Raw genomic sequence first — 22,356 nt, forward strand, 5'->3', positions numbered from 1 at the left:
TTTGTCATTATTAAAATCAATTTTTAAAATCAATATTAATATATATTTTTATCCAATATTCTATATAAAACTTTTTGTTTTACAAGAGCATAGACGAGTTAACTCAAATTACCACTCTTATCCAAATCATGAAGCGTATTGATATTGAATGCCAATTCCACATTATCCGTAATGTATATGGTCTGTTCCTGTTCTTGACTATTGGCAATAAGCATATTCACACCGCTAGGAACCAATCCTTCATAGACCAGTGTTGGTATGATATCATATTCCTTAAATAATTCTTCAGATACTGAAACACACATTGCAGGTTTATTTCTCTTATAATACTCTGTAAGAACATCATCAATGTGATCGGCCGTTACAAAGGGCAAATCAGAAACTATTGTCATCACCGGTTCATCCTCATTCAAATAATTCCTATCCTGCATGATATCTGCCAGGTCTTCAATGTACCCCTTAGCCTTAGTTTCAACTATGACCACTGGAAAATCCTTTAGAAATTCCCTGGTTTTGGGAGTATTTGGACTTATAGCAACAAGAATCTTATCCACATACCTTGAATTCAATAAGGCATCCAATACATGCTCAATCATTGGCTTATCATTTACCTTAATGAGTGGTTTTTCCTCGTCAAGATCCATTCGCGTACCTCTTCCACCAGCCATAACTAATGCGGTTGTCATGATAATCACCTTAAATATAGTAATTGTTATATTATATTTATCACCATCATATCTAAAAAACATATACTATTGACGATTCATCCAATAAAATAGAAATAATGAAAAAAAGAGGACCATACCTTAAAAGTAAAAAGTATAAATACCATATGTGATAATTAATTATACGTAAGAAAAAAATTGTGATTAAATATGTTAGAAAATATTAAGACAGTACTGCTACTTAGTGTACTATCTGTAATTCTAATAATGATATTTGGTTTTCTTGGAAGGTCATTTGGTCTTGGAAGTCTGGGACTGCTTATAGGATTGATTGTTTCATTAGCAATGACATTCGTAAGTTACTTCAAATCAGATGAAATAGCCCTCAGATCAAACCATGCACAAGTTGTATCCGAACAGGAAGCACCAAATCTGCATAGAATTATCAGAGAATTGACCGCCAGTGCAGGTTTAAAAATGCCAAAAGTAGCAGTTATCAGAAGTAAAGATCCCAATGCATTTGCAACAGGAAGAAATCAGGATCATGCAGCCGTGGCTGTTACAACAGGACTGCTTGAATTGTTAACAGAGGATGAATTACGTGGCGTACTATCACACGAACTTGGACATATAAAAAACAAGGACATACTAATAAGTAGTGTAGCAGCATGTATAGGTTCAATCATCACTTATGCGGCAAGTATGGCACGATTTGCCGCCATCTTTGGTGGAGGTGATGGACGTGACGGTTATGATGTTATTGGCGGACTTATCATCATGATACTTGGTCCGATATCCGCGGTAATCATACAAATGGCAATAAGCAGAACAAGAGAATACAAGGCAGATGCCACAGGAGCTGAAATATGTGGTAACCCATTAGCACTGGCAAGTGCTCTTAGAAAAATAGAGTTTGGCGTTCAACAGCATCCGATGACTGATGCTAAGGCTACCGATGCCCATATGTTTATCATGAATCCATTCGGTAATGCCATAAACAGTATGCAAAAGTTATTTTCAACTCATCCACCTACAGCCGAAAGAATAGCAAGACTAGAGGAGATGGCTGGTAGAAAATTAGAGTACTGAATTTACCTCCCCATTATTTTTTTAAAACCCATCCTGAAAAAAGGATAATCTGTTAAATTAAATATCATTGTTAAAAAAAAAGAATTATAGGATGATGATTAATCTAACCCTATTGATTATTTTGATATTTTTAGACCATTTTCCTATCTACTTGTCAGCACCCAATGGGACGTGTCTTAGTTTAAATAGGCTTTCCCTGATAATGGTTAATACTGGAACAAGAAGGAACAGGTATACACAGTATCTTGATATGAAAAATGTGAGTATGGTCACTATGACCGTTCCACCCAAAATCATATAGAATGTATTGTATGTGTATTTTTTTTCATCCTCAGTGAGTTCACTTTCTAAAAAGTTTCTCTTATCAGCATATTTAAACATCCACAGAAACATTACCAATGTCAATAAAATATTTAAACCAAACAATAATGTAGCCAGGAAAAATTTAGAATATGTTCCTATAAGAGTTGTTGTAAATGGAACAAAAGACAAACATGCTAGAAACAAAATATTTAACCATAAAAACGGCATATTCAAAGATTTTATCTTTATAAACTGATGATGATAAATCCAAAATGAAGCAAGAAGAATAAAGCTTACAATGATTACACCCAGTTTTGGTAACATAGACCCAATAAATGCGGAAAAGTCACTTGCCGTCACCAATTCCATATCCGGCAATGCCATACCAAAAACAAGCAATGTCATGACAATTGAGAAAATACCATCGGTTAATCCCATCAGTCTTCCGGGATCTATGTCAATTACCGTTTGTATAGCCATAACATACCTATTTGAAAAATCTAAAAAGCTATTATAGAACCGGAGTTTTTTCTTTTCTTTTTCCTGTTGTTTCTTATCCATACTGTATACGACTTCATCATCATGCAAAACACTTGATTTAATGTTAATTTTTTCCTTATATTCCTCAGCTTTTTCAATAGATTCCTTATTAGCATTTTCATTGAAATACTTGATTTTTTCATCGATTTCCTCTTTCAATTTTAGAATCTCTTCAAAATCATCCTGACTAACAGAATCTTTTTTTGTATCCTCAGAATCGTTAATTTTTATCACCTAATTATACCATTTAGATTTCATGTTTAAAAAATTTATGGTAAACAAGCCAAAAAAAAGTTATTTATTTTGGTGAAAATATAACAAAAATCATTATTCCATCAGTATTTAAAAATCCATAATTATTTGGATGGGCAATCAAAAAAAAAGGTAATTGTCATTTAAAAAAACAGACTAAAAAAATAAGATTAATAGTTGCATAAATTCTCCATTATAAGAAAAATAAAAAAAAGGATAGTTCTGATAAGAAGTTTAGAACTATAAGCTGGTTGACTAGTTACGTAGATATTTGAATACTATGTAAATTCCGAGAACCAAACTGATGATAAAACCTATTAATGCCACCATGTATACATATCCAAGTGGTATGCCCGCACTGGTTTTATAAAATGCCTGGGCAATGATTGTAGCGGCCAATACCAATGCCGTACCGACTATTAATGCTGCAAGTATTAATGATAAGGAAATCATGTTTTTAAGGTCATCTAATCCCCTGTGTTTTAAATTGACTTCCAAGTCACCTTCTTCAAGTTTATCAAGTGTGGAGTTAAGTCTGTCTGGTAAATCTTTAAGTAAATGTTCAATTTCCACTATGTAGTTTAATCCGCCGCTTACAAGATTACCTGCACTGAATTTTTGACTCACCATTTTTTTGGCGAATTTTTCAAGTTCCGTTGTTAGGTTAAATGATGGATCCAATCTGCTTCCAGTATCTTCCAGTAATATGAATCCTCTTCCTATCATAACAAATTCCCTTGGGAGAACTATGTTATGTTTAATCATAACGTTCATTAGGCTTTCAAATATTCCGTCCATTTGGTCCAAGTCAACGCCGAGGTATTTGTTTAATAAATCTTCCACATCTTCCTGGAATTCCTCCGTATTCTGTTGAGGAGTTATGATTTTCATGTATATTAATTGTTTGATAAGTTTTTTGGAATCACCAGACAATAAAATCAATATCAATTGAGCAAGGTTTCCTTTGAACTCTTCAGTAATAATTCCAACCATTCCCCAGTCAATGTAGGATATATTTGCGTCTTTTGTAACGAACATATTTCCTGGATGTGGATCTGCATGGAAGAATCCGTCAAGTAATATCTGTTTTAAATAGGATTGTACTGCAATTTGTGCCATTTCCTTATTGTCAATGCCTTCAATTTCTTTGTCAAATAACTCTGAAATTACATATCCATCAACAAGTTCCATTGTAATAATTTTACTTGTGGAATATTCATTGAATGCTTGTGGAATTACTACTCTTTCATCCTCTTCGAAGTTCTTTGTAATTTTTTGTATGTTAAGTACTTCTTCCATATAATTAAGTTCTTTGAATATTGATCTTTCAAATTCCTTCATTATAGCCGGTAAGTTATATGTTCTAGTTTTTGTGATGTATTTATCAGCTTTTCCAGCCAAATCATTCAATATCTTTACATCCGCCACTATTATATTATAAATATTTGGTTTTTGAATTTTTACTGCTACTTCCTGTCCATTTTCTTTTAAGGTAGCTTTATATACCTGACCAATTGACGCTGAACCAAGAGGGTTTTCATCGAATTCTGAGTAAATTTCTTCAAGGGGTTTGCCCAGTTCACTTTCCACAACTTCCCTCATTTGATCAAAAGGAGTAATTGGAGTATTATCCCTGAGTTTTTTTAGATCTTCTGCAATTTCAGGACCAATCATATCCGGACGTGATGCCAGCAATTGACCTAATTTAATAAAAGCAGGACCTAATTCTTCCATTGCTTCCCTAAGACCGGTAAAATCAATTTCTTCATCAGATCCATCATCAGACTTTTTACGTTTTGATGATGAGGTTAATAAGGATATTACTTTATGTTTTTTTGCCACATCTAAAATTTCATTCAATCGTTTATTTGCATTTATTTCATTATCGTCTTGTTTGGATGCCATACTAATCACTGTTTAAATATATAAAAAAAGATGAATAGCCTTTGTAAAATAACTTATTGTTTAATTTACATGATGTATAAAATCAACAGAATCAATATAAAAATGTTTAATTTTCAAACCCTATTCTTTTCCTTTTTTTACTTCATTAAAGCCAAAATATATATATGTATATTTGTAAACTTTAGTATATAAAGCAATTGAGTAAATGAACAAAATATATTATGTTTAAGATTGTTTAAATGAATATTAAATATAGTATACATTATTTAATAAAATATACCAGATATATAAAAAAAATCATGAACAATACCGTATAAATATAAAATAATATATTCACAAAGCCCATATTGCATAATAATAAGAAGGTGATATATTGACTTTGAAAGAACAAAAAGATAAACTATCCGAAAAGATAGATGAAGCAAAAACCAATACAAAAAACAAAGTTAAAGAAACACAGACAAACTTTGCAAATTCTACTGCTGAAAAAATGATTGTCTCACATATGAATAAAGCAGAGAAAAAAATTGATAAGGCAATAGAAGAAGCAGACAAAAATATATGTAAAATGTTAGAAAATACGGACAAGGAAATTGAAAAAGGAAACAGACCAATTGATTTAATTTTATTCAAGGCCAACAGCCAATTTGAAGAAATCCTATTAGAAGCCGAGTTAAAAATGCAAAAAGCCAAAGTAGGATTAATCAACTCACTAGAAAAAGATGTTGATACATTTGAACATCTTGCCAATATAGAAGGCAATACTTCCGAATTTAGAAATAAATTACACGAAGGAAAAGCAAAAGTTGCAGATAAAATTGAATGTAAAAAAGAAGAAATTAGAGAAAAACTCAATAAAGAGGAATAATTAAGTTATTAAATATTTAGGAGAAGATATAATGTTATCTAAAAAATACATATATGCAGTAGCATTATTGCTGGTGTGTTTTTTAGCAATTTCATGCGTAAGTGCAGCTGATGAACAGGCAAGTACCGATAACTCCGCTACAAGTACTTCCGACAGTTCAACTTCAGAACAAACTAGCAGTATGCCAAGTTTTGACATGAACAGCTTAAAAACTTCATCAAATAGTAATGCTGGAGGCAACAATTCATTTAGTTTAGGAAATTCAAACGGTAGCTCAAGTAGAGGTAATTTTAATTTCAGTAGCTTAAACTTCAGTAGTTTAAATACTTCAGGATTCAATTTATCCAATTTAAATTTCTCAAGCTTAAACTTTAGTGGAATGAATTCATCAGGATTTGACTTATCTAAATTAAACATATCCAGTATGGGAAATGGTAGTTTCAATACATCCGGAATGAATATGTCAGGAATTGACTTATCCAAATTAAACCTATCCAGTTTAAACTTATCAACCCTTAATTTCAGTAGTTTAAACACTTCCGGATTAAATACTAGTGGTTTTAACTTATCCGATTTAAGTAACTTAAACCTATCAAGTTTAAATACCTCTGGATTAGACTTTTCCAGCCTTAACCTATCAAGCTTAAACTTTACAGGAATGAATTCATCAGGATTTAACTTATCAAGCTTAAACCTATCCAGTTTAAACCTATCCAGCTTGGATTTATCAAAATTAAACCTATCCAGTTTGTTTAATATGAACAAAACAAACGATACTCAAAATGATACACCAGAAGTAGCTCCGATAGTGGACAATAAACCCGTAACTGATGATGTAAAACCTGATGTAAAAGTTGTTAAAACTACAACAAAAGATAAAGCAAAAACAACAACAGTTAAAAACATAGCCCCAAGTGCTGCAAAAACATTTACCATAAAAAGGGCAAATGATTCCAGCGTTCTTTATCAAGGTGACAGTACAGTAACCCTTGGTGAATTAGATAAAATATTTGGCACATCATTTGCAAGTGGACAGTTAGTTCTAACTATTGATGGTGAAGTTGTATTTAACGGCACTGTAAACGGTGACTTAGCAAGTGTAATATTTGATATCATTGAAAAATTCCTTGGTGAACACAACATAAAAGTAGAATTTACAGATGATGCCAATAACACAAATACATTCGAAGAGAATGTTATTATAGAATAACCCCCTCATTTTTTCTTTTTTTAAAAAATCAATAATAATGGATAATCACTTATTTAAAATCATTCCATCCAAACTCTTGTGTAACAAAGCACTTTTCGGATATGCACTAAATAACCTTAGTCCAATTAACCCTCAATTTATAAAAAAAAAAGATAATATAACAAAAAAAACTTAATCAAAGAAAACATGATAAATGTTACTTAAATCAAAAAATAAAATCTAACAATAAAAAAAATTGATAAAAAAGAAAGAATGGAATGTTTTATTGTAAATCGAGTATACCAAATAACAGCGGTATTGATCTACCTTCATTGATTGCATTTGTACATATATATGCATCATATGCACAATATATAACATATACCAAACCCAATATTGTTATAATGGAATAGATACCAGTATTTAAAAATATGATGTTCAAAAGTATTGGGACAAATCCAATCAGACATAAGACAATTCCTCTTTTGATTAATCCAAGATATAACTGACCCAGTCCACTTAAGAAATATATGAGAAATCCTGCAATTCCGCTTAGTAATGTAGCTACCCATTTATTTTTTTGATTGACCGGCACATTGTATCCTCCAGGATAAGGGTTTTGACCTGGATTATATTGACCATTACCATACTGACCATTGTTGTATGGACCATTATTGTATGGACCATTATTGTACTGGTTATTATCATATTGATTAGATGTACTCTGCTGATTATTTGGCTGAGGAATATCCTGTTGTTCAATTTGAGGATTGTTATCAGGTTGATAGTTATTGTTAAAATTTTGATTAGTATCTGCCTGTGGCTCTTGCTGAGAAGTTATTTGCAAATTACCTCCACAACTTAAACAAAATTGTGCATTATCTTGATTATCATACCCGCAAAGATGACATTTTTTCATGAAATACCTCCGAATATTAATTTATAAAAACAATTATATTAACCATCATTATATATATTTTATTCCAAACAAGGATATGATAAAAATAATTTTCTGATTATATTTACATGGTTGAAGAATTCTCCCATTATAACAACAATTATAACAACAATTATAACAACAATTATAACAACAATTATAACAACAATTATAACAACAATTATAACAACAATTATAACAACAATTATAACAACAATTATAACAACAATTATAACAACAATTATAACAACAATTATAACAACAATTATAACAACAATTATAACAACAATTATAACAACAATTATAACAACAATTATAACAACAATTATAACAACAATTATAACAACAATTATAACAACAATTATAACAACAATTATAACAACAATTATAAGAATAATTATAACAACAATTATAACAACAATTATAACAACAATTATAACAACAATTATAAGAATAATTATAAGAATAATTATAACAACAATTATAACAACAATTATAACAACAATTATAACAACAATTATAACAACAATTATAACAACAATTATAACAACAATTATAACAACAATTATAACAACAATTATAACAACAATTATAACAACAATTATAACAACAATTATAACAACAATTATAAGAATAATTATAAGAATAATTATAAGAAATGTTGTGATTTAAATCAGCAAATATATAATAATGGAAAATTAAGATTAAAACAAAAAAAGCAATAGTGGAAGCAATATGTCAAAACATGACTACTTCCATAGTGTTAATGAGTCATAACACATCGTATTTTTAGACAATAATTATTTTATGGAACAATTTACGCATACATCATACCAATATATTCATATGCAAAAACAAATTTCAGAAATAAGTTTTTCCATATTTATCCTTAGTGTACTTGTTGGTTTTAACCAATAACTCTATGGATTTATCTATTTGTTGTTTATTTCTAAGATCACCATAATTGATATTTTTTTCCATCTTTTTAACTCCATCGGGCGTTAACTGTGGATAAAGATCATGTTTTCTTAAGTACTTTAATAAATCATCTTTACTATCTTTTTTTGCAAATATTATGTCTGCTAATCCCATAATGATACACCTCTTTATTTTAATTTGTATATTTTTTTCTATTTTTTTATTTTTTTCGTCTCCGATTATAATTGTGACAAAGTTAATATAAACTTTTCGATATCCCCCACTACAATCCATTAACAAAAATCTGATTAAATATGTCTTTGTGGTTATGCAACCGAAAAGTTAAAAGCAGATATCAAATATATTATTATTAGAGATTGATTGTTTTTAAATTAATTATATGCATATTCATCATTAAAACTGTTTTAAACAGCAGTCTATTAGCATATGGAAACATGAAAAAACGGGATATTGAATATGCTATTTGATAAGGGATTTAATCATTTTAAGTGGATGGGATTTTATGAATGTTGAAAAGCTGGTTGGCAATACGCCAATGATAAAGATTGATTACGAATATGAACAAAAGAAGGGAAGTATATATACCAAACTTGAATCATACAATTATTCCGGAAGTATAAAGGACAGAATCGCATTATACATTATTCAAAATGAACGAAAAAACGGTAACCTAGAGGAAGGACAAAGTATTGTTGAGGTTACAAGTGGAAACACGGGCATTGCATTCAGTGCCATAGGTGCACTTTTTGGTCATGATGTCCACATATTCATGCCGGACTGGGTGAGCTTGGAAAGAAAAAAACTTATTGAAATGTATGGTGCCCATGTTCATCTGATATCAAAAGAGGACGGTGGATTTAAAAGGGCTTTGGAATTAGCAGAAGAATTCGCATTAGAAACAAATGCATACCGGCCACTTCAATTCGACAATCCATTGAATATAGAAGCACAATACAATTCTACAGGAAAAGAGATCATTGACAGCATCCCTGATGTTAACGCATTCGTTTCAGGTATAGGAACTGGTGGAACATTAATGGGAATCGGTAAAAGATTGAAAGAACATAATCCCGATTCAAAGGTATTTGCCCTGGAACCATCCACTTTATCCATTCTTAAAATGGGTATGGAAGAAGGAAGTCATATGATTGAAGGGATAGGAGATGACTTTATTCCTGGAATTGTGGATAAGGATTTGATTGATGACATAGTATTAATTGATGACTTGGATGCAATCAACATGGCTAAAAGAATAGCCAAAGAATTCGGTTTAGGTATTGGTATTTCAAGTGGTGCAAACTTCCTGGCAAGCGTGTTGATGGATAACAACAACTTGAAGATAGCCACAGTATTTCCTGATGATAATAAGAAGTACATTACAACAAAGTTGTCAGAGCCAATTGATGAAAATCCGGAACTACTTTCAAATAAGATAAAGCTTATCGGCTTTGAAGCTGTATAAATCAATCTACATATGCAATGATGATTAATAGACCATGGATTCAGATCATGCCAATCAGCAAACTGGCCGAAGCAATAATACGCTTTATGCCAACAGATACATCATCATGGAAATAACTTAACTATCTTATTTACCCATTTCGACCTTTTTTTATAATATTTTTACATCTATTGTTCGCATTGTTGAATTTCATTTTACACCCATCAATATGGAATCAATCCCCATTTAACTGTAATCTTTTTGGAGTTTGGAATAGACATGATATAACCGCGGTTATAAGCATCAATGGAATTAAATTAACCGGAAATAGAATCATCAACAGTAATACAACAGCTATCGGCTTTTTTAATATGTTGGCTAGAAGTGCCGTGGTGACTATTGCCATGGAAAGTACCGGATCCATATTGAAAATCATACTCATTGCATATCCCATTGCAATTCCCGAAAAGATCAATGGGAAGAAATGTCCACCCTTCAATCCACTTTCTATACAGATGTTGGTTAAAAGAATTTTGACAATACTTGTCAATATCAACAAGGCCACGCTTATTTCCAGTGCATTATCCAATAGAATATGAATCTGATATTCTCCTGAAAACATCGTTAACGGCAATAATGTTCCTACAATACCTAGAATCAATCCTCCAATAACGCTTTTTATGATATAACATTCACAGATACCATTGAATAATTTTTTCACCAATATATTCATTAAAAAATAGAAATATCCAAGGATTATTCCCACAAGCATCAAAAGAACAATATAATAATAATTTAAATTTGACAAAGAAGCAGCTCCAACCAATTGCATTCCCATATTACTGGCAGTCAAATGGTTCAGTAACATGAATACGCCAAATGAGCTTAATATAGCTGCAAAATAGAGAATGTTCTTTGAAGTTTTAGGAAGCTTAACGTTTTCTTCATTTTCAATCGGCTCTACAAATGCAAATAATGGGGAGGCAAAGATTACGCCCAAGGTAGCTGAGACACCAATGCTTGCCATGTCTTCAAGTTCCTTATTGAATATCTTCAGCCTATCTGATGCCCATGTACATAAACTTGCTATTATCCCCGTTAGACCTGCTTCCGGCCCTACACTTGCACCGATCATCAACGGAAGCAGAGCCGAGACTATTGACTGGAATATGTTTTGATAGGGGTATCGGTGATTTGTCCTTACATTCTCAACTACAACCTTCAGCTCCTGAGTCGCATCCCCATACTTCTCCTTGAACAATCCGATAATCAATCCTCCCAATAGACAGGTGACTACCGTATAGTATTTGAAATGTAGCAATTCCGGCAGATAATCCCATAAGAAGTATATACCCAGATTCATGATTTCGATAAAACTCCATATGATAACGCCAGATATGATTCCCACAATTATGGTATATGCCAGTAGAATCAAGTCATTTTCTATTTTTTCCAAAAAAAAACACCCTTCCTTATATTCCTTATTATAATAATCGTATTTTTGGAGTACCGATCATTTTTTATTGTGTTTTATCCTTTCATGCATTATGCATATTCCACCTTTGCTTCCGCCCATCGGACTTATAGGTGTTCCAAGTGAGTTCATGCATCTTGCCATCATCGTCGCTCCCTGTGCAAGTGCATCCTCTACAAGAAGTATGTCCTCAAAGGCTTCTGAAAGATATTCTTTAATGTATTTCATTTTGTTTGCAGTAATTCCTGCACGTCCTGTTATTGCAAGAGTGGAATTAGGACTGATTAGATTAAATTCCATTGACTTATCAATCACTCGTTTAACCAGATATGCGTAGAAGTCATCTATTTGTTCTGAGAGTATTTGAGGATTAACATCGATTATTTTTCCAAATTCTTCTATTAGTTTTTCTTCATCATTTATCCTGCAACCTATCAACTTGACTTTTGAGTTGATTCTTTTGTCTTGATATACGGCCACGCATCCAAATTCATCAACGTCATATGGTACTTCCATTATATCAATAAATTCATGTAATTTAATGGTATCCTCATGAAGTTTATCATCATTTAATTTATCGTCAAATGTATTAAAATCAACGTCTATGGTTGAGTGATTATTCTCTATCAATCCACAACCCCTTAGCACCATGTCCATGATTCCACCTGCAAGGCCCAAATAGTTACATACCACCTTGGCATATGGTCTGGAGTCATCGACAATCTGCCCGGCAAGCGTTGTTCCCATATCAATGGAGACCACCGGATTTCTATATTCGATGGATGATGACTTGGAGGCCAGCTTCATACCCGCCGTTACCAGTTCACTTTCCATTTCATTTGCAACGGCACCATTTAACTGACCGGATGAAATGCCAACGACCGATCCGTCAAATTCAATATTGTTAAAAAAAGAGTACTTGCGTATGTGTTCTGGGATGTTATCCAAGGAAAATGGAGCCCTCATCTGGGAAGCCTTAATGCCCGCTTCAAGACATGCCAGGGACAATGCCTGTATTATATAGTTCAACTCGTCATCAGAGGACAATACGGCAACTACTCCCGTTGACCGGACAACAAAGTCCAATTCATCAACGGACATGTTTATTTTAGAAAGAGATTCAAGTATCAAATCCCGGATGGCATCTATTATTGCCTCCTTGGATAAGTCCTTACCCCAGATGGTATTACCGAATACGGTTTCACCATCCAGGGGTTTTCTTATGTCACGGGTTAGCTTTACCAGTTTAACCAGTTGGAATGATTTGTTGTTTTTAACGTTACTTGTTGTTATAATGGATTTGATGGTGGTATTTCCCAGCTCTACGGACAGTACTGTGAAATACTGTCCACCCATATCATTTTTATTGCCAGATGTTACTGATACTTTTTCTATTGACATATTCATCAGAGTAAGTTCTTATATGGATGGCTATCTACAGGCGTTATGCCTATTGCTTCGTTTGCTTCTGCTATAAACATGTCAGTCATGGCACAGGCAGTAAAGGCCATACGAGTGTTTTCTATTGGACCAAATAGTACAAAGTCTCCACCGGCCATCTGTTGAACTATGTTTGCTCCAATATCACATACCGGCCAGACTTCCTTATATTCCTTCTTGTACTGTTTTATCCATTCCCATGCAGACGGTACGTTGTGCACTCCACTACCTGCAGGGTATCCCCATATACTTTTTTCCTTCAGTGTTGCCTTTATTGCAAGTCCACCACCCTGACCAAGTGGGGTGACTGCCACATCCATCAACGGCTTTGTGATTCCACAGTCTGAGGCTATTTCCAATAGTCCCTTGTCCATTATGCCTGATCCATCCTCCCAGAGGCTTATCTTACCATCCACTCCAGGCTGTGTTGGATTAAATCCCAATATGATGGATGAGGTAATGTCCGATTCGGTTATGGCATTTATCTCATCATCATCTATGGACATGTTGATGGAGTTATAGACCGTACGTTCAGATAAACCTGACTCCGTTACGAATTCGGCACCTGCAATACGTGCATCGGCAGATGTTGAATCTATCAGAAACGGTGAGTTTGAAACGTCGGCTACATAGTCAATGTATTTTGTTAATGCTTCCGGCGTAGCCCCAAATACCTGTACTATATTAGGATTTCCAGTCTGGTCGGTCATTTCATCCATCGTATTTAGCAAGTCTTCGGCTTTGGCCTTATCGAATTCTCCCTTTTTCTCATCAGATATTATGTTGTGTCCGGCATAGAATATTGTTCCGGCCAGTACTGTTGGATATTCACCAGGCTGACCTCCAACTTTTACACCATATATGTCAAATACTTCCTGTTTTTTCTCAAACTTAAACATTATAATCATTCCCTCTAGTTATATTATATTTAATTTCATAAGTATTATGACCAAAATCAGTGCGAATATCACACCATATAATACTCCTACTTCACGTCCCAATGATTTACCCATATTTTGTGAATATTCTCCACGTGTTTCTTCAAGCCTTTGTTCAAATTCATCCAATCTATCATTGATTGCTTCGATATTTTCATCCCTTGACATTTTATATACCCCCCTTATAATAGAGTATTGGCAATAGGATAACAATACATGTAAGTATAAAACCAATCAATATCCCCTTTAGACGAGTTTCTCTAACGCCACTTGTCAAACGTTCATTTCGTCCTATCAATTGAGTCTTATATTCAATAGTATTAGTTAAATCGTTGATGTGTTCAATGTTCTTCCTCATAATACCAACAATCCCTTAAATAACAATATTAATGTGAGGATAATCGTTAAACAAAATCCTATCACTATTCCTTCCATTCGACCGGCGTAGTAACCTGAAGAAAATCTTTCAATAGCTGCTATTTCATTTATCTGTCCTTTCAGGTATCGAATTCTTGATTCGACATGTTCCAACATGACAATTGATGAGTCCACGCCTACACCGTCAAATTCCTCATCATCTTCGGTTATTTGCTCATCGTCTTCTTCATCTTTAACATCATTCAGCTCAACAATCATTGCATCCTGCGGGTATGCTCCAGGGTCATTGGCTATGCATTCAGAGATTTTTTCCTCTATCTCATCAAGATTTTCATTGTTTATCATGCTTATTAGCGTAATTTGATCCTGGAATCTTTCCACTGCTTCAACGGATAGATTTTCTACAAATGGTATGGCACCTGGTGAGCCCAGTATAACCTTTTTTTCGGGGTCTATACCGTTTTCATAGAGTGCCTCCATTGTTTTACCTGTGATGTGACCTTGAACCTCACTACCGCATACTATTACAAATCTTATATTTGAGTTTGATATTACATTTGCAACTACCTTTTCAATCCCCAAATTTTCGGTATGCAGTGGCCCCGCTATGGCGGCTCCACGTTGAACCACGTCTGCGTTCATCTTTGAACCTAGGGTAACAACGGCAACTGGACATTGAATATCACCGACATCATAATCACCAGTCTCAAGTGGCCATCCTTCTATAACATCCTTTTTTTCGACCATTTATATTCACATCCAATTAAATTATCAATATTATAAATATCAATGCTAATATTACACCGATGACTATGTTTGTTATTAAGCCTTCCTTCAGGTAGATTCCTTCGCGATTTTGCATTGAATTTGAGGAAATTGTATGGGCATCCAATGATAACTCCAAGTCCTCAATAGATTCTTCCAAGCGGTCAAGTGCCGCGTTAATCTCATCATAGTCAAATGAAGATGATTTACCGGCTTTCTTATTTGACTTTAAGCCTACGGTATATGTATCCATATCCAATATGTATTCATCATCAATTATCACACTACTTGTCATAGTAACCACCTTCGTCTCCTTTTGACCAGAATCCATAGTATTTTACTTCTGCTGCCTGTCTTAATGAGTATTTGACATACCTTCTAAATGTTAAAATCCATCCAATTATACTGATTATAAGATAGATTATGTAAATTTGATTATTCAATAAACCTATTACAGATAGTATCATCAGCATTAAAAATGCATTTGATAATGCCAATGTCAATGTTCTTAGTTGATCCTCGTTTGAACCCATACATGAGTTGTATGGATTTTGAATGGTCATCACACACATAAACAACAGCAACACTACCAATCCCGTGAATATTATGTCTGAAAACAGAACTCCCGGAGCATATGTTGATGTCAGGAATGTGGATAATGCCATTAGGGCCAGATTTGATGCCATGGATAATGCCATGAATGACCATGACAATATTTCAATTTCTATCCTGAAGACGTATCTGCATATCAATGAGATTACGGCGCCCATTAAAAGTGCCAGCACCCATGATAATACCGGAAATATGAGAACATTACCCAGATAACCCGCAATGGACATGGCCATTATCATGGATATTAGCCCACAAGTGGCAAGAAGATATACGATTGATGGAACACCGGTACCCAGACTGTAATTACCGATGTATCTTAAGGTATTTGTACCCAAAATTACGGCCAATGCAAATGCCAGAATTGAAAATATACCGCCAAAGGGAATACTTGACAGATATACTGACAATAGTCCACCTATTACTGCAGAAATTAGAATAATCTGTTGAGGCACCACATCATCAGACATAAATTAGTCCCCCTATAATAATTGTATAAATCACCGCTATCAATATTGCAGTTAGAATTGATGCGATAAAAGCGGATTTGATTTTCATATTGAATTTCTTATCATAAAATCCCTGTATGGTCCCACCAATGTTATATGAGGACATTACGGCAATAACGAAGAATACAAGCAATGTTAAAATTGCTGATATAACACCCGCTTGCATGACAAATGAATTGTTAACTATCAATGCTTCATATATTGCCGAATATAAAAGGCTTCCTCCTAGTCCGCCCAATAGTGAACCGATTAATCCGCTGATAAATGATACTGTTGGAATCCCATGGCCGGTTGTGCCGGGACTGACATATTCCCCCTGATTAAAGGAGGTTATAGGATCCTTTTCAAATGTAGATGATGCTATGTTTACCCCTACACCATAAACGTGGACAAGATTAGAAAACAGCATGGTAATTGCCATCATGAGCATTGAAGCTGACATTCCTGACAATAACACCACCGGTAGTGACTTACCAATAACTGAGCTTGTTACCAGTATACCCGTTACTCCCATACCTATCGTAATCATCGGTGCTCCAGTAGGAATTCCCGCCGTTGTGGATAGTGCTGCAGGTGCACCACCAACGGGGATAAAAAGAACACCCACTCCAATTAATGTTGAAGCTATGATTATTAAGATTAACATTGATAACATATTCTTCCCCAATCATTCTCTTTTCTATTTTGTTAAGTTTCAAGTTTCATTAACTGACCTTTATTGAAGGTCATTACTGTTGATATTTCCCATACGTCTTACGCGTATTTTTTTCCAATAAATAATTTAACAATGTGATTATTATTACCAATATGATGCTTACTATAAATGCATACTCTACCTTGAATACTGTTGTAGTCCAAAAGCTCAGGAATATAACTGTACCAAAGGCAAGACCGGTTAACGGACCGGCAAATTTTGAACAAAAATGCAGCACGTCTATTGAATTGTTTGAACCCATACTTGACATTCTTACAATATTACCGCTGTTTGAAACAGGAAGTCCTGAACCAAACTCCTGATTCTGGTATAGCTTTTCGGCCCCATAATGAATATCTCCAACGGCTGATCCTATGGAACCCAAGGTAATTCCCATTAATGCGGATACAACAGGCAATGATAAGCTGACAGCCGGAACCAACAGGTATGTCATGATATATGACAGAAGCACTATTGAAAATTGAGTGACAAATGCGAATGCCATCATCGTCGGAATATGCTTATAGAGCATGTCCATGAATAGCGGTTGATTATAGAGTGATTGACTGGTTATTCTTCCCATGTATGATGTTATGGAGAGTATCGCCTGTACCAGGGTTACCAGAATACTGGAAATGAATATGGCCAGCAGGACATTCATATCATTTGACAAGAATGCATAACATAAGCTACCCGAAATAACAGACATAAATCCAATCATTAATGGTTCGCCGGATATTGCACGGTTAAAATATTTGTGTAGCTTACCTACCTGTGGAGCCAGCTGTACCTGACTGTTAGGATTACTTGTACTTGCAACGTCACTTTCCAAATCCTCGAACATACCGGCAATTATAGCAATTAATCCCATAAAAGTAACTAATAAAATATTTGATAATATATTCATATGCTTACCTCATCATAGGCTATTTAGCATACTTTTCAATAGCATTTTCTACTTTATTTATTATTTCATCAAGTTTTTCTTGTGTACATGTTTCTCCACGAATAACATCCGTGATTAAATCTACTATTGTTCCCTTGGTTTCAGGGTTATCCGGCATTACCTCTGTTGTCTTAACTCCAATTCTTGCAAAGTCTTCAAAGTCTACAGGATACTGTGCAATGATAATTACCGGTTTGTTGATGTTTCTTAACACGTGACGTGCCTTGTAGATGATATGATTTTTTACCCCACCGAAGTGTATGAGCACTATGTCATGTCTGTTCATCTGGGATATTTCCTTTGGAGTTACACCGAAGAGTCCCTGACCTCCACCGGATGGAGTATCTCTAGGTACACCACTACCCGCATCAAGTACAAGAGTACTTGTTTGAATATTGGCTTCACGTAATGCAAATGTAATCTCACATACCGGTTTTGTAATATGCCTGCGGCCCGGACTCATTGCCACTGCAAGCAAGTCATCCCCACACTGGGCATAGGTTCCACGCTGAGCGATACCTCCACCTTCACCTATACCTCTTGTTTCACGGCAATCAACTATATGTGTACTTTTTCCTATCATAATTACTCAACCTTGTATTTATTGAATTTTTTTATTATATATAGATATTTGATTTTTATCAATTATATTATTTTGTCTTTTATAAATTTAAGTATTGATTAAAAATGCTTTAATTAAATCCATTAATTATTTATTTTTAATTTTTTCACTACACGTTGCCACCATATGAAAATATCATATGGACATCCATTTTCATCAAATCATAAAAATAATACTCTCTTAAGTATTGGAAATTGAGTCTGGATATGATGAACACTTAAAAAATATTCGTGTAAATATCGATAACATTAAAACTGATTATCAAGATATATATCTATATTATGCAAATTATGGCTGATGTCGGAGGCATACCCGGTAAGAATTGTAGGGGTTTCTGCAAGTACTGCTACTTTAAAACAGTTACACAAACAAAGGTGCTGGGTTGTAAACACTGCCCTCCAGGACAAATTGGATGTAGTCACTGCACTACAGAAACGAACATGACAAGGGATTATTTCCCGGCATATCAGGTATTGAGTTCCCTTCAAACTAACATATTCCAGACAAAACTGCCGAAAGATACCATGGTAAACATTACAGGTGACGGTGATGTCAGTTGTTATCCCGAGCTACTGGATCTTACCCGTGGAATATATGATATGGGCTTAACAACACATCTGGGATATACGAGTGGAAAAGGAATTGATGATGCGTCAATTGTTGATAAGCTGATAAACAACAATGTGGTTGAAACGACATTCACCACCTTCTCGACAAATCCAGAATTAAGGCGTGAATGGATGTATGATCCTACACCGGAAGCGTCAATCGAAGCACTTGAAAGGTTTTGCCAGTCATGTGATGTGCATGCGGCTTCCATCATAATACCGGGCGTAAATGATGGGGAAGAACTTGCACGTACATGTGAGGATCTTGAAAGCTGGGGAGCCAAGGCATTGATTCTCATGAGATTTGCAAACTCCAGAAATCAGGGATTGATTCTAAGTGACCGGCCAATAGTTCCGGGAATAGTAGAACAGGACGTGCATGAATTTGAACAGCTTGTAAAGGACACCGCGAAGGAATATAACCTGAAAGTCACCGGTACACCACTGTGTGATCCTGATAATGACAGCCCATATGCAATAGCAAAAAGCAAAAACAGGGAGTATCTTGACATCCTGACAAGCGTGAAGGCCGAGGCAACAATCATTACCAGTAAAATATCCGCTCCTTATATCGAGAAGGTATTTGACAGCATAGGTGCGTCAGAACACGTGAATGTTATTCCAACCCAACAGGAAATAGCATGTCTTATAACGGCAGAGGATTTGGAAGAAATCGACTTGAATGAAGTGAAGGATACTGTAATCATACCCGGCCGATGCTTCGTACATGACATGGTAGCAGAGGAAATACTTAGAAGAGACGGAAAGTTCAGATTAATTCATAGGGGACCCGACATGCTCACATATGATGGTGAGATGAGCGGATCAATGACTAAAAATGACGTGCTTAAACATGAACTGATATCATTTGAGGATTTGATAGAATTAATCAACTATATGGGCGTAAGAATATAGATAAAAAAATACATAAGGTTGGATGCTGGTTATATGAAGGGCAAGCTTATCGGAGACATAATGGTCGTTAAAAATAAACCTGAAGACATGGATGAATTAATAAACAGGCCATACATCAACAAGATAGTTAAGTTAGGCAAGATTCATGGACAGAAAAGAGAACCGGAAGTGGAGTTACTCTATGGTGACAGTACAGAGACCATTCATAAGGAAAACTATTGCAAGTTCAAGTTGGATGTGGCCAAGGTAATGTGGTCCAAGGGAAATACCAATGAGAGAAAACGTATGAGCACATTGCCTGATGACGGCGAGGTAATAATAGACATGTTTGCAGGCATAGGATACTTCACCGTGCCAATGGCCGTTCACTCCAATCCCAAAAGGATATATGCCATAGAGATTAATCCCAACTCCTACCAATTCCTATGCGAGAACGTTAAGTTAAACAAGATAGATGATATTGTGGAGCCGATACTGGGTGACTGTTCACAGCAGGACTTCGACCACGTAGCCGATAGAATCATGATGGGTTACATCGGAGGCACCCACCATTACCTTGACAGTGCAATGAAATACCTTAAGCATGGAGGCATTATCCACTACCATGAATCCACGCCTGAGCCCATACTCTTTACAAGGCCTGTCGAGAGGGTCAGATGTGCTGCGACTAAGGTGGACAGGGAAATTGAAGTACTTGATAAAAGAAGTATAAAGAAGTATTCACCGGGTGTTTATCATACTGTAGTTGATATTAGGGTGTATTAAAACAATTATTTAAATATTTGAATTATTAACTTATACGACTGAAGAAAATGAATGAATATGATTATTCATCCACCCATTCTCTGAATTTCTCCCATATCTTTACCATTGCATATGTATCCAGTTTACAGTACTCCAATAGCCCACGCCTTATTTTTTCCTGTTCTGATTTACTTTTATTTTTCATTGACTTAAATGCTTCGCTAGCCTCATCACCCTTATGTACCACTTTCAGTTTATTATAATCCAATTCAGGGTCATTCGGATATAATGCGGGAAGTACATATTTAATTGAATATGAACCTTGCATTTGTCTTGTATAATAATTTCTCTTACTGAATGCTTTCATGAAGTCAACAATATTGCCGTTTATTCTTTCAAGTTCATCCTTCAAGTCAGGATACATTTCGGCTATTTCTTCATTTCTTTTTGCCTCAAAGGATTTATTGTATACTATGACACTTCCATCTTCGGGCATGTCTCTTATCATATTCTCTGCAAAGTGTCTGATAAAGTCACTATCATCCACATCCGCCAGAAACTCCCTGTGTTCCAGTGGTGCATTCTCATGAGTTATTATATGTAATGAGTATTGGAATGGCAGTTGTTGATATGGAGTTGTGCCTACAACCTCGGGTATTGGAGTCATATACGATTCATAGTCAATAAAATATAATGGATATTTAAGGGAACTTAGAAGCTCTTTGATTGCATCCTTTTCTATTTTAGGCTCTTTGTCATGGAGTTCATAGTCAATCTGTTCGAGGGATTTTTCATTTAAGTCCTCATCTTCCAAGTCCTCAAATGATATTTTTCCACTGTAATACTTTTCAAATTTGTCTTTCATTTGCATTCCTGCTACATCAAATATGTTTGGCTTTGGCAAATCTCTTGTACAGTACTCCCAGAATTCACAGGTATATGGATTGAAGCAATTTTCGGATATGTCCATATCCGGTTCGTTATCAGCGTCATGTTCATCCATGAATTCATTTATACGTATGATATTGTCTCTGATTTCATCCTGCTTTTGGCGGACAATTTCGGTTATGTCACATATGTTGAATAACTTGTCAATTTCCAATTGACCATTACGTACATATTTCTTATTGATGTAGACAATGGCCACTTTCTTTACATTATAGCCCAGATTTGACAGTACATAATACTGATATGCCGCATCATCCAGATATATGTCCTTGACACCCGTGGAGCTTTTTACCTCATATATCTCCAGACCATCCTCGTCATTTTTCAGTATGTCAACGCTGCAGAAGTTATTGTCATATGTAAATGATGCTTCGGTGATGATTGGAGTTTTCTTATCCAAAAGTTCACGTGTCTTTTCTATCATGACTGTGAGATGTTTATTGTATTCAACGTCCCTGTATTCTCCAAATAATCCTTTAGCCAGTTCACCTACCTTTTTACCGTTTTCAAAAAGGACGGTGTTGTCAATTTCAGTGGCTGATTCCCTATTATATTTGTTTAACCATAATATTTTTTCACATTGTATACATTTGCAGTATCTTGATTTTGATAGATATACCCTAGTCATAATAATCACT

24 protein-coding genes are annotated in these 22,356 nt (G+C 34.7%); 7 read left to right on the forward strand and 17 right to left on the reverse strand.

Features of this window, described 5'->3' with window-relative positions:
• Window positions 1-98: 98 nt before the first annotated feature.
• Window positions 99-686 carry an NTP transferase domain-containing protein gene (locus AW729_RS05600; RefSeq protein WP_162685809.1) on the reverse strand — a complete coding sequence of 196 codons (588 nt, stop codon included), beginning with the start codon at window positions 684-686 and terminating at the stop codon, window positions 99-101.
• Between the two features lie 189 nt (window positions 687-875).
• On the opposite strand from AW729_RS05600, the gene AW729_RS05605 reads away from it, so the two are divergent.
• Complete coding sequence (locus AW729_RS05605) at window positions 876-1,754, forward strand: M48 family metalloprotease (RefSeq protein ID WP_112124185.1); 879 nt, start codon at window positions 876-878, stop codon at window positions 1,752-1,754.
• A gap of 147 nt (window positions 1,755-1,901) precedes the next feature.
• Here AW729_RS05605 and AW729_RS05610 read toward each other — a convergent pair whose 3' ends face one another.
• Window positions 1,902-2,831 carry a TMEM175 family protein gene (locus AW729_RS05610; RefSeq protein ID WP_112124186.1) on the reverse strand — a complete coding sequence of 310 codons (930 nt, stop codon included), beginning with the start codon at window positions 2,829-2,831 and terminating at the stop codon, window positions 1,902-1,904.
• Between the two features lie 273 nt (window positions 2,832-3,104).
• Window positions 3,105-4,754 (reverse strand): AarF/ABC1/UbiB kinase family protein, encoded by a 1,650-nt coding sequence (locus AW729_RS05615; protein ID WP_112124187.1) that lies wholly within the window; start codon window positions 4,752-4,754, stop codon window positions 3,105-3,107.
• 373 nt (window positions 4,755-5,127) lie between these two features.
• Here AW729_RS05615 and AW729_RS05620 point away from each other — a divergent pair, with 373 nt between their 5' ends.
• Window positions 5,128-5,622, forward strand: a complete 495-nt coding sequence (locus tag AW729_RS05620) for a hypothetical protein (RefSeq protein ID WP_162685810.1) — start codon at window positions 5,128-5,130, stop codon at window positions 5,620-5,622.
• A 31-nt stretch (window positions 5,623-5,653) separates the two neighbouring features.
• On the forward strand, window positions 5,654-6,832 hold the full coding sequence (locus tag AW729_RS05625) for a pentapeptide repeat-containing protein (protein ID WP_112124189.1): 1,179 nt from the start codon (window positions 5,654-5,656) through the stop codon (window positions 6,830-6,832).
• Window positions 6,833-7,094: 262 nt separating this feature from the next.
• On the opposite strand, the gene AW729_RS05630 is transcribed toward AW729_RS05625, so the two are convergent.
• Window positions 7,095-7,730, reverse strand: coding sequence for a zinc ribbon domain-containing protein (locus tag AW729_RS05630; protein ID WP_112124190.1), 636 nt, complete (start codon window positions 7,728-7,730; stop codon window positions 7,095-7,097).
• Between the two features lie 107 nt (window positions 7,731-7,837).
• Between AW729_RS05630 and AW729_RS11255 the strand changes: the two genes are divergently transcribed.
• Window positions 7,838-8,473, forward strand: coding sequence for a hypothetical protein (locus tag AW729_RS11255; RefSeq protein WP_162685811.1), 636 nt, complete (start codon window positions 7,838-7,840; stop codon window positions 8,471-8,473).
• Between the two features lie 136 nt (window positions 8,474-8,609).
• Here AW729_RS11255 and AW729_RS05640 read toward each other — a convergent pair whose 3' ends face one another.
• Window positions 8,610-8,840 carry a hypothetical protein gene (locus AW729_RS05640; protein WP_162685812.1) on the reverse strand — a complete coding sequence of 77 codons (231 nt, stop codon included), beginning with the start codon at window positions 8,838-8,840 and terminating at the stop codon, window positions 8,610-8,612.
• A 349-nt stretch (window positions 8,841-9,189) separates the two neighbouring features.
• Between AW729_RS05640 and AW729_RS05645 the strand changes: the two genes are divergently transcribed.
• The gene (locus AW729_RS05645) at window positions 9,190-10,149 is read left to right on the forward strand and encodes a PLP-dependent cysteine synthase family protein (protein ID WP_112124192.1); all 960 of its coding nucleotides are present in this window, start codon (window positions 9,190-9,192) and stop codon (window positions 10,147-10,149) included.
• 214 nt (window positions 10,150-10,363) lie between these two features.
• On the opposite strand, the gene AW729_RS05650 is transcribed toward AW729_RS05645, so the two are convergent.
• The 11 genes from AW729_RS05650 to mcrC all read right to left on the reverse strand — a co-directional run bounded on the left by AW729_RS05650 (window position 10,364) and on the right by mcrC (window position 18,464).
• Complete coding sequence (locus AW729_RS05650) at window positions 10,364-11,584, reverse strand: chloride channel protein (RefSeq protein ID WP_112124193.1); 1,221 nt, start codon at window positions 11,582-11,584, stop codon at window positions 10,364-10,366.
• Window positions 11,585-11,641: 57 nt separating this feature from the next.
• Entirely contained in the window at window positions 11,642-13,003 is a 1,362-nt protein-coding gene (locus AW729_RS05655) for a methanogenesis marker 14 protein (protein ID WP_162685813.1), read from the reverse strand.
• 5 nt (window positions 13,004-13,008) lie between these two features.
• On the reverse strand, window positions 13,009-13,941 hold the full coding sequence (gene mtrH, locus AW729_RS05660) for a tetrahydromethanopterin S-methyltransferase subunit H (protein ID WP_112124195.1): 933 nt from the start codon (window positions 13,939-13,941) through the stop codon (window positions 13,009-13,011).
• Between the two features lie 18 nt (window positions 13,942-13,959).
• On the reverse strand, window positions 13,960-14,148 hold the full coding sequence (gene mtrG, locus AW729_RS05665; RefSeq protein WP_112124196.1) for a tetrahydromethanopterin S-methyltransferase subunit MtrG: 189 nt from the start codon (window positions 14,146-14,148) through the stop codon (window positions 13,960-13,962).
• Between the two features lies 1 nt (window position 14,149).
• Window positions 14,150-14,338, reverse strand: a complete 189-nt coding sequence (gene mtrF, locus AW729_RS05670) for a tetrahydromethanopterin S-methyltransferase subunit F (protein ID WP_112124197.1) — start codon at window positions 14,336-14,338, stop codon at window positions 14,150-14,152.
• Complete coding sequence (gene mtrA / locus AW729_RS05675) at window positions 14,335-15,105, reverse strand: tetrahydromethanopterin S-methyltransferase subunit A (RefSeq protein WP_112124198.1); 771 nt, start codon at window positions 15,103-15,105, stop codon at window positions 14,335-14,337. Before mtrA ends, mtrF begins: the two co-directional genes overlap by 4 nt.
• Before the next feature lie 16 nt (window positions 15,106-15,121).
• Window positions 15,122-15,418, reverse strand: coding sequence for a tetrahydromethanopterin S-methyltransferase subunit MtrB (gene mtrB, locus AW729_RS05680; RefSeq protein ID WP_162685814.1), 297 nt, complete (start codon window positions 15,416-15,418; stop codon window positions 15,122-15,124).
• Window positions 15,408-16,202: a tetrahydromethanopterin S-methyltransferase subunit MtrC gene (gene mtrC, locus AW729_RS05685; RefSeq protein ID WP_112124200.1), complete on the reverse strand. Its 795-nt coding sequence runs from the start codon at window positions 16,200-16,202 to the stop codon at window positions 15,408-15,410. The genes mtrB and mtrC overlap by 11 nt, the downstream gene beginning before the upstream one ends.
• The gene (gene mtrD, locus AW729_RS05690; protein ID WP_112124201.1) at window positions 16,195-16,896 is read right to left on the reverse strand and encodes a tetrahydromethanopterin S-methyltransferase subunit D; all 702 of its coding nucleotides are present in this window, start codon (window positions 16,894-16,896) and stop codon (window positions 16,195-16,197) included. The genes mtrC and mtrD overlap by 8 nt, the downstream gene beginning before the upstream one ends.
• A 73-nt stretch (window positions 16,897-16,969) precedes the next feature.
• The gene (gene mtrE / locus AW729_RS05695) at window positions 16,970-17,842 is read right to left on the reverse strand and encodes a tetrahydromethanopterin S-methyltransferase subunit E (RefSeq protein ID WP_112124202.1); all 873 of its coding nucleotides are present in this window, start codon (window positions 17,840-17,842) and stop codon (window positions 16,970-16,972) included.
• A gap of 19 nt (window positions 17,843-17,861) precedes the next feature.
• On the reverse strand, window positions 17,862-18,464 hold the full coding sequence (mcrC, locus tag AW729_RS05700) for a methyl-coenzyme M reductase I operon protein C (RefSeq protein ID WP_112124203.1): 603 nt from the start codon (window positions 18,462-18,464) through the stop codon (window positions 17,862-17,864).
• 320 nt (window positions 18,465-18,784) lie between these two features.
• Between mcrC and mmp10 the strand changes: the two genes are divergently transcribed.
• The gene (mmp10, locus tag AW729_RS05705) at window positions 18,785-20,026 is read left to right on the forward strand and encodes a methyl coenzyme M reductase-arginine methyltransferase Mmp10 (protein ID WP_112124204.1); all 1,242 of its coding nucleotides are present in this window, start codon (window positions 18,785-18,787) and stop codon (window positions 20,024-20,026) included.
• 33 nt (window positions 20,027-20,059) lie between these two features.
• Complete coding sequence (locus AW729_RS05710) at window positions 20,060-20,791, forward strand: class I SAM-dependent methyltransferase family protein (protein WP_112124205.1); 732 nt, start codon at window positions 20,060-20,062, stop codon at window positions 20,789-20,791.
• A 61-nt stretch (window positions 20,792-20,852) separates the two neighbouring features.
• Here the strand turns inward: AW729_RS05710 and AW729_RS05715 are convergent, their stop codons facing one another.
• Window positions 20,853-22,346: a DUF2779 domain-containing protein gene (locus tag AW729_RS05715; RefSeq protein WP_112124206.1), complete on the reverse strand. Its 1,494-nt coding sequence runs from the start codon at window positions 22,344-22,346 to the stop codon at window positions 20,853-20,855.
• Between the last annotated feature and the right edge of the window lie 10 nt (window positions 22,347-22,356).

Source organism: Methanosphaera sp. BMS (assembly GCF_003268005.1).
GTDB lineage: Archaea > Methanobacteriota > Methanobacteria > Methanobacteriales > Methanobacteriaceae > Methanosphaera.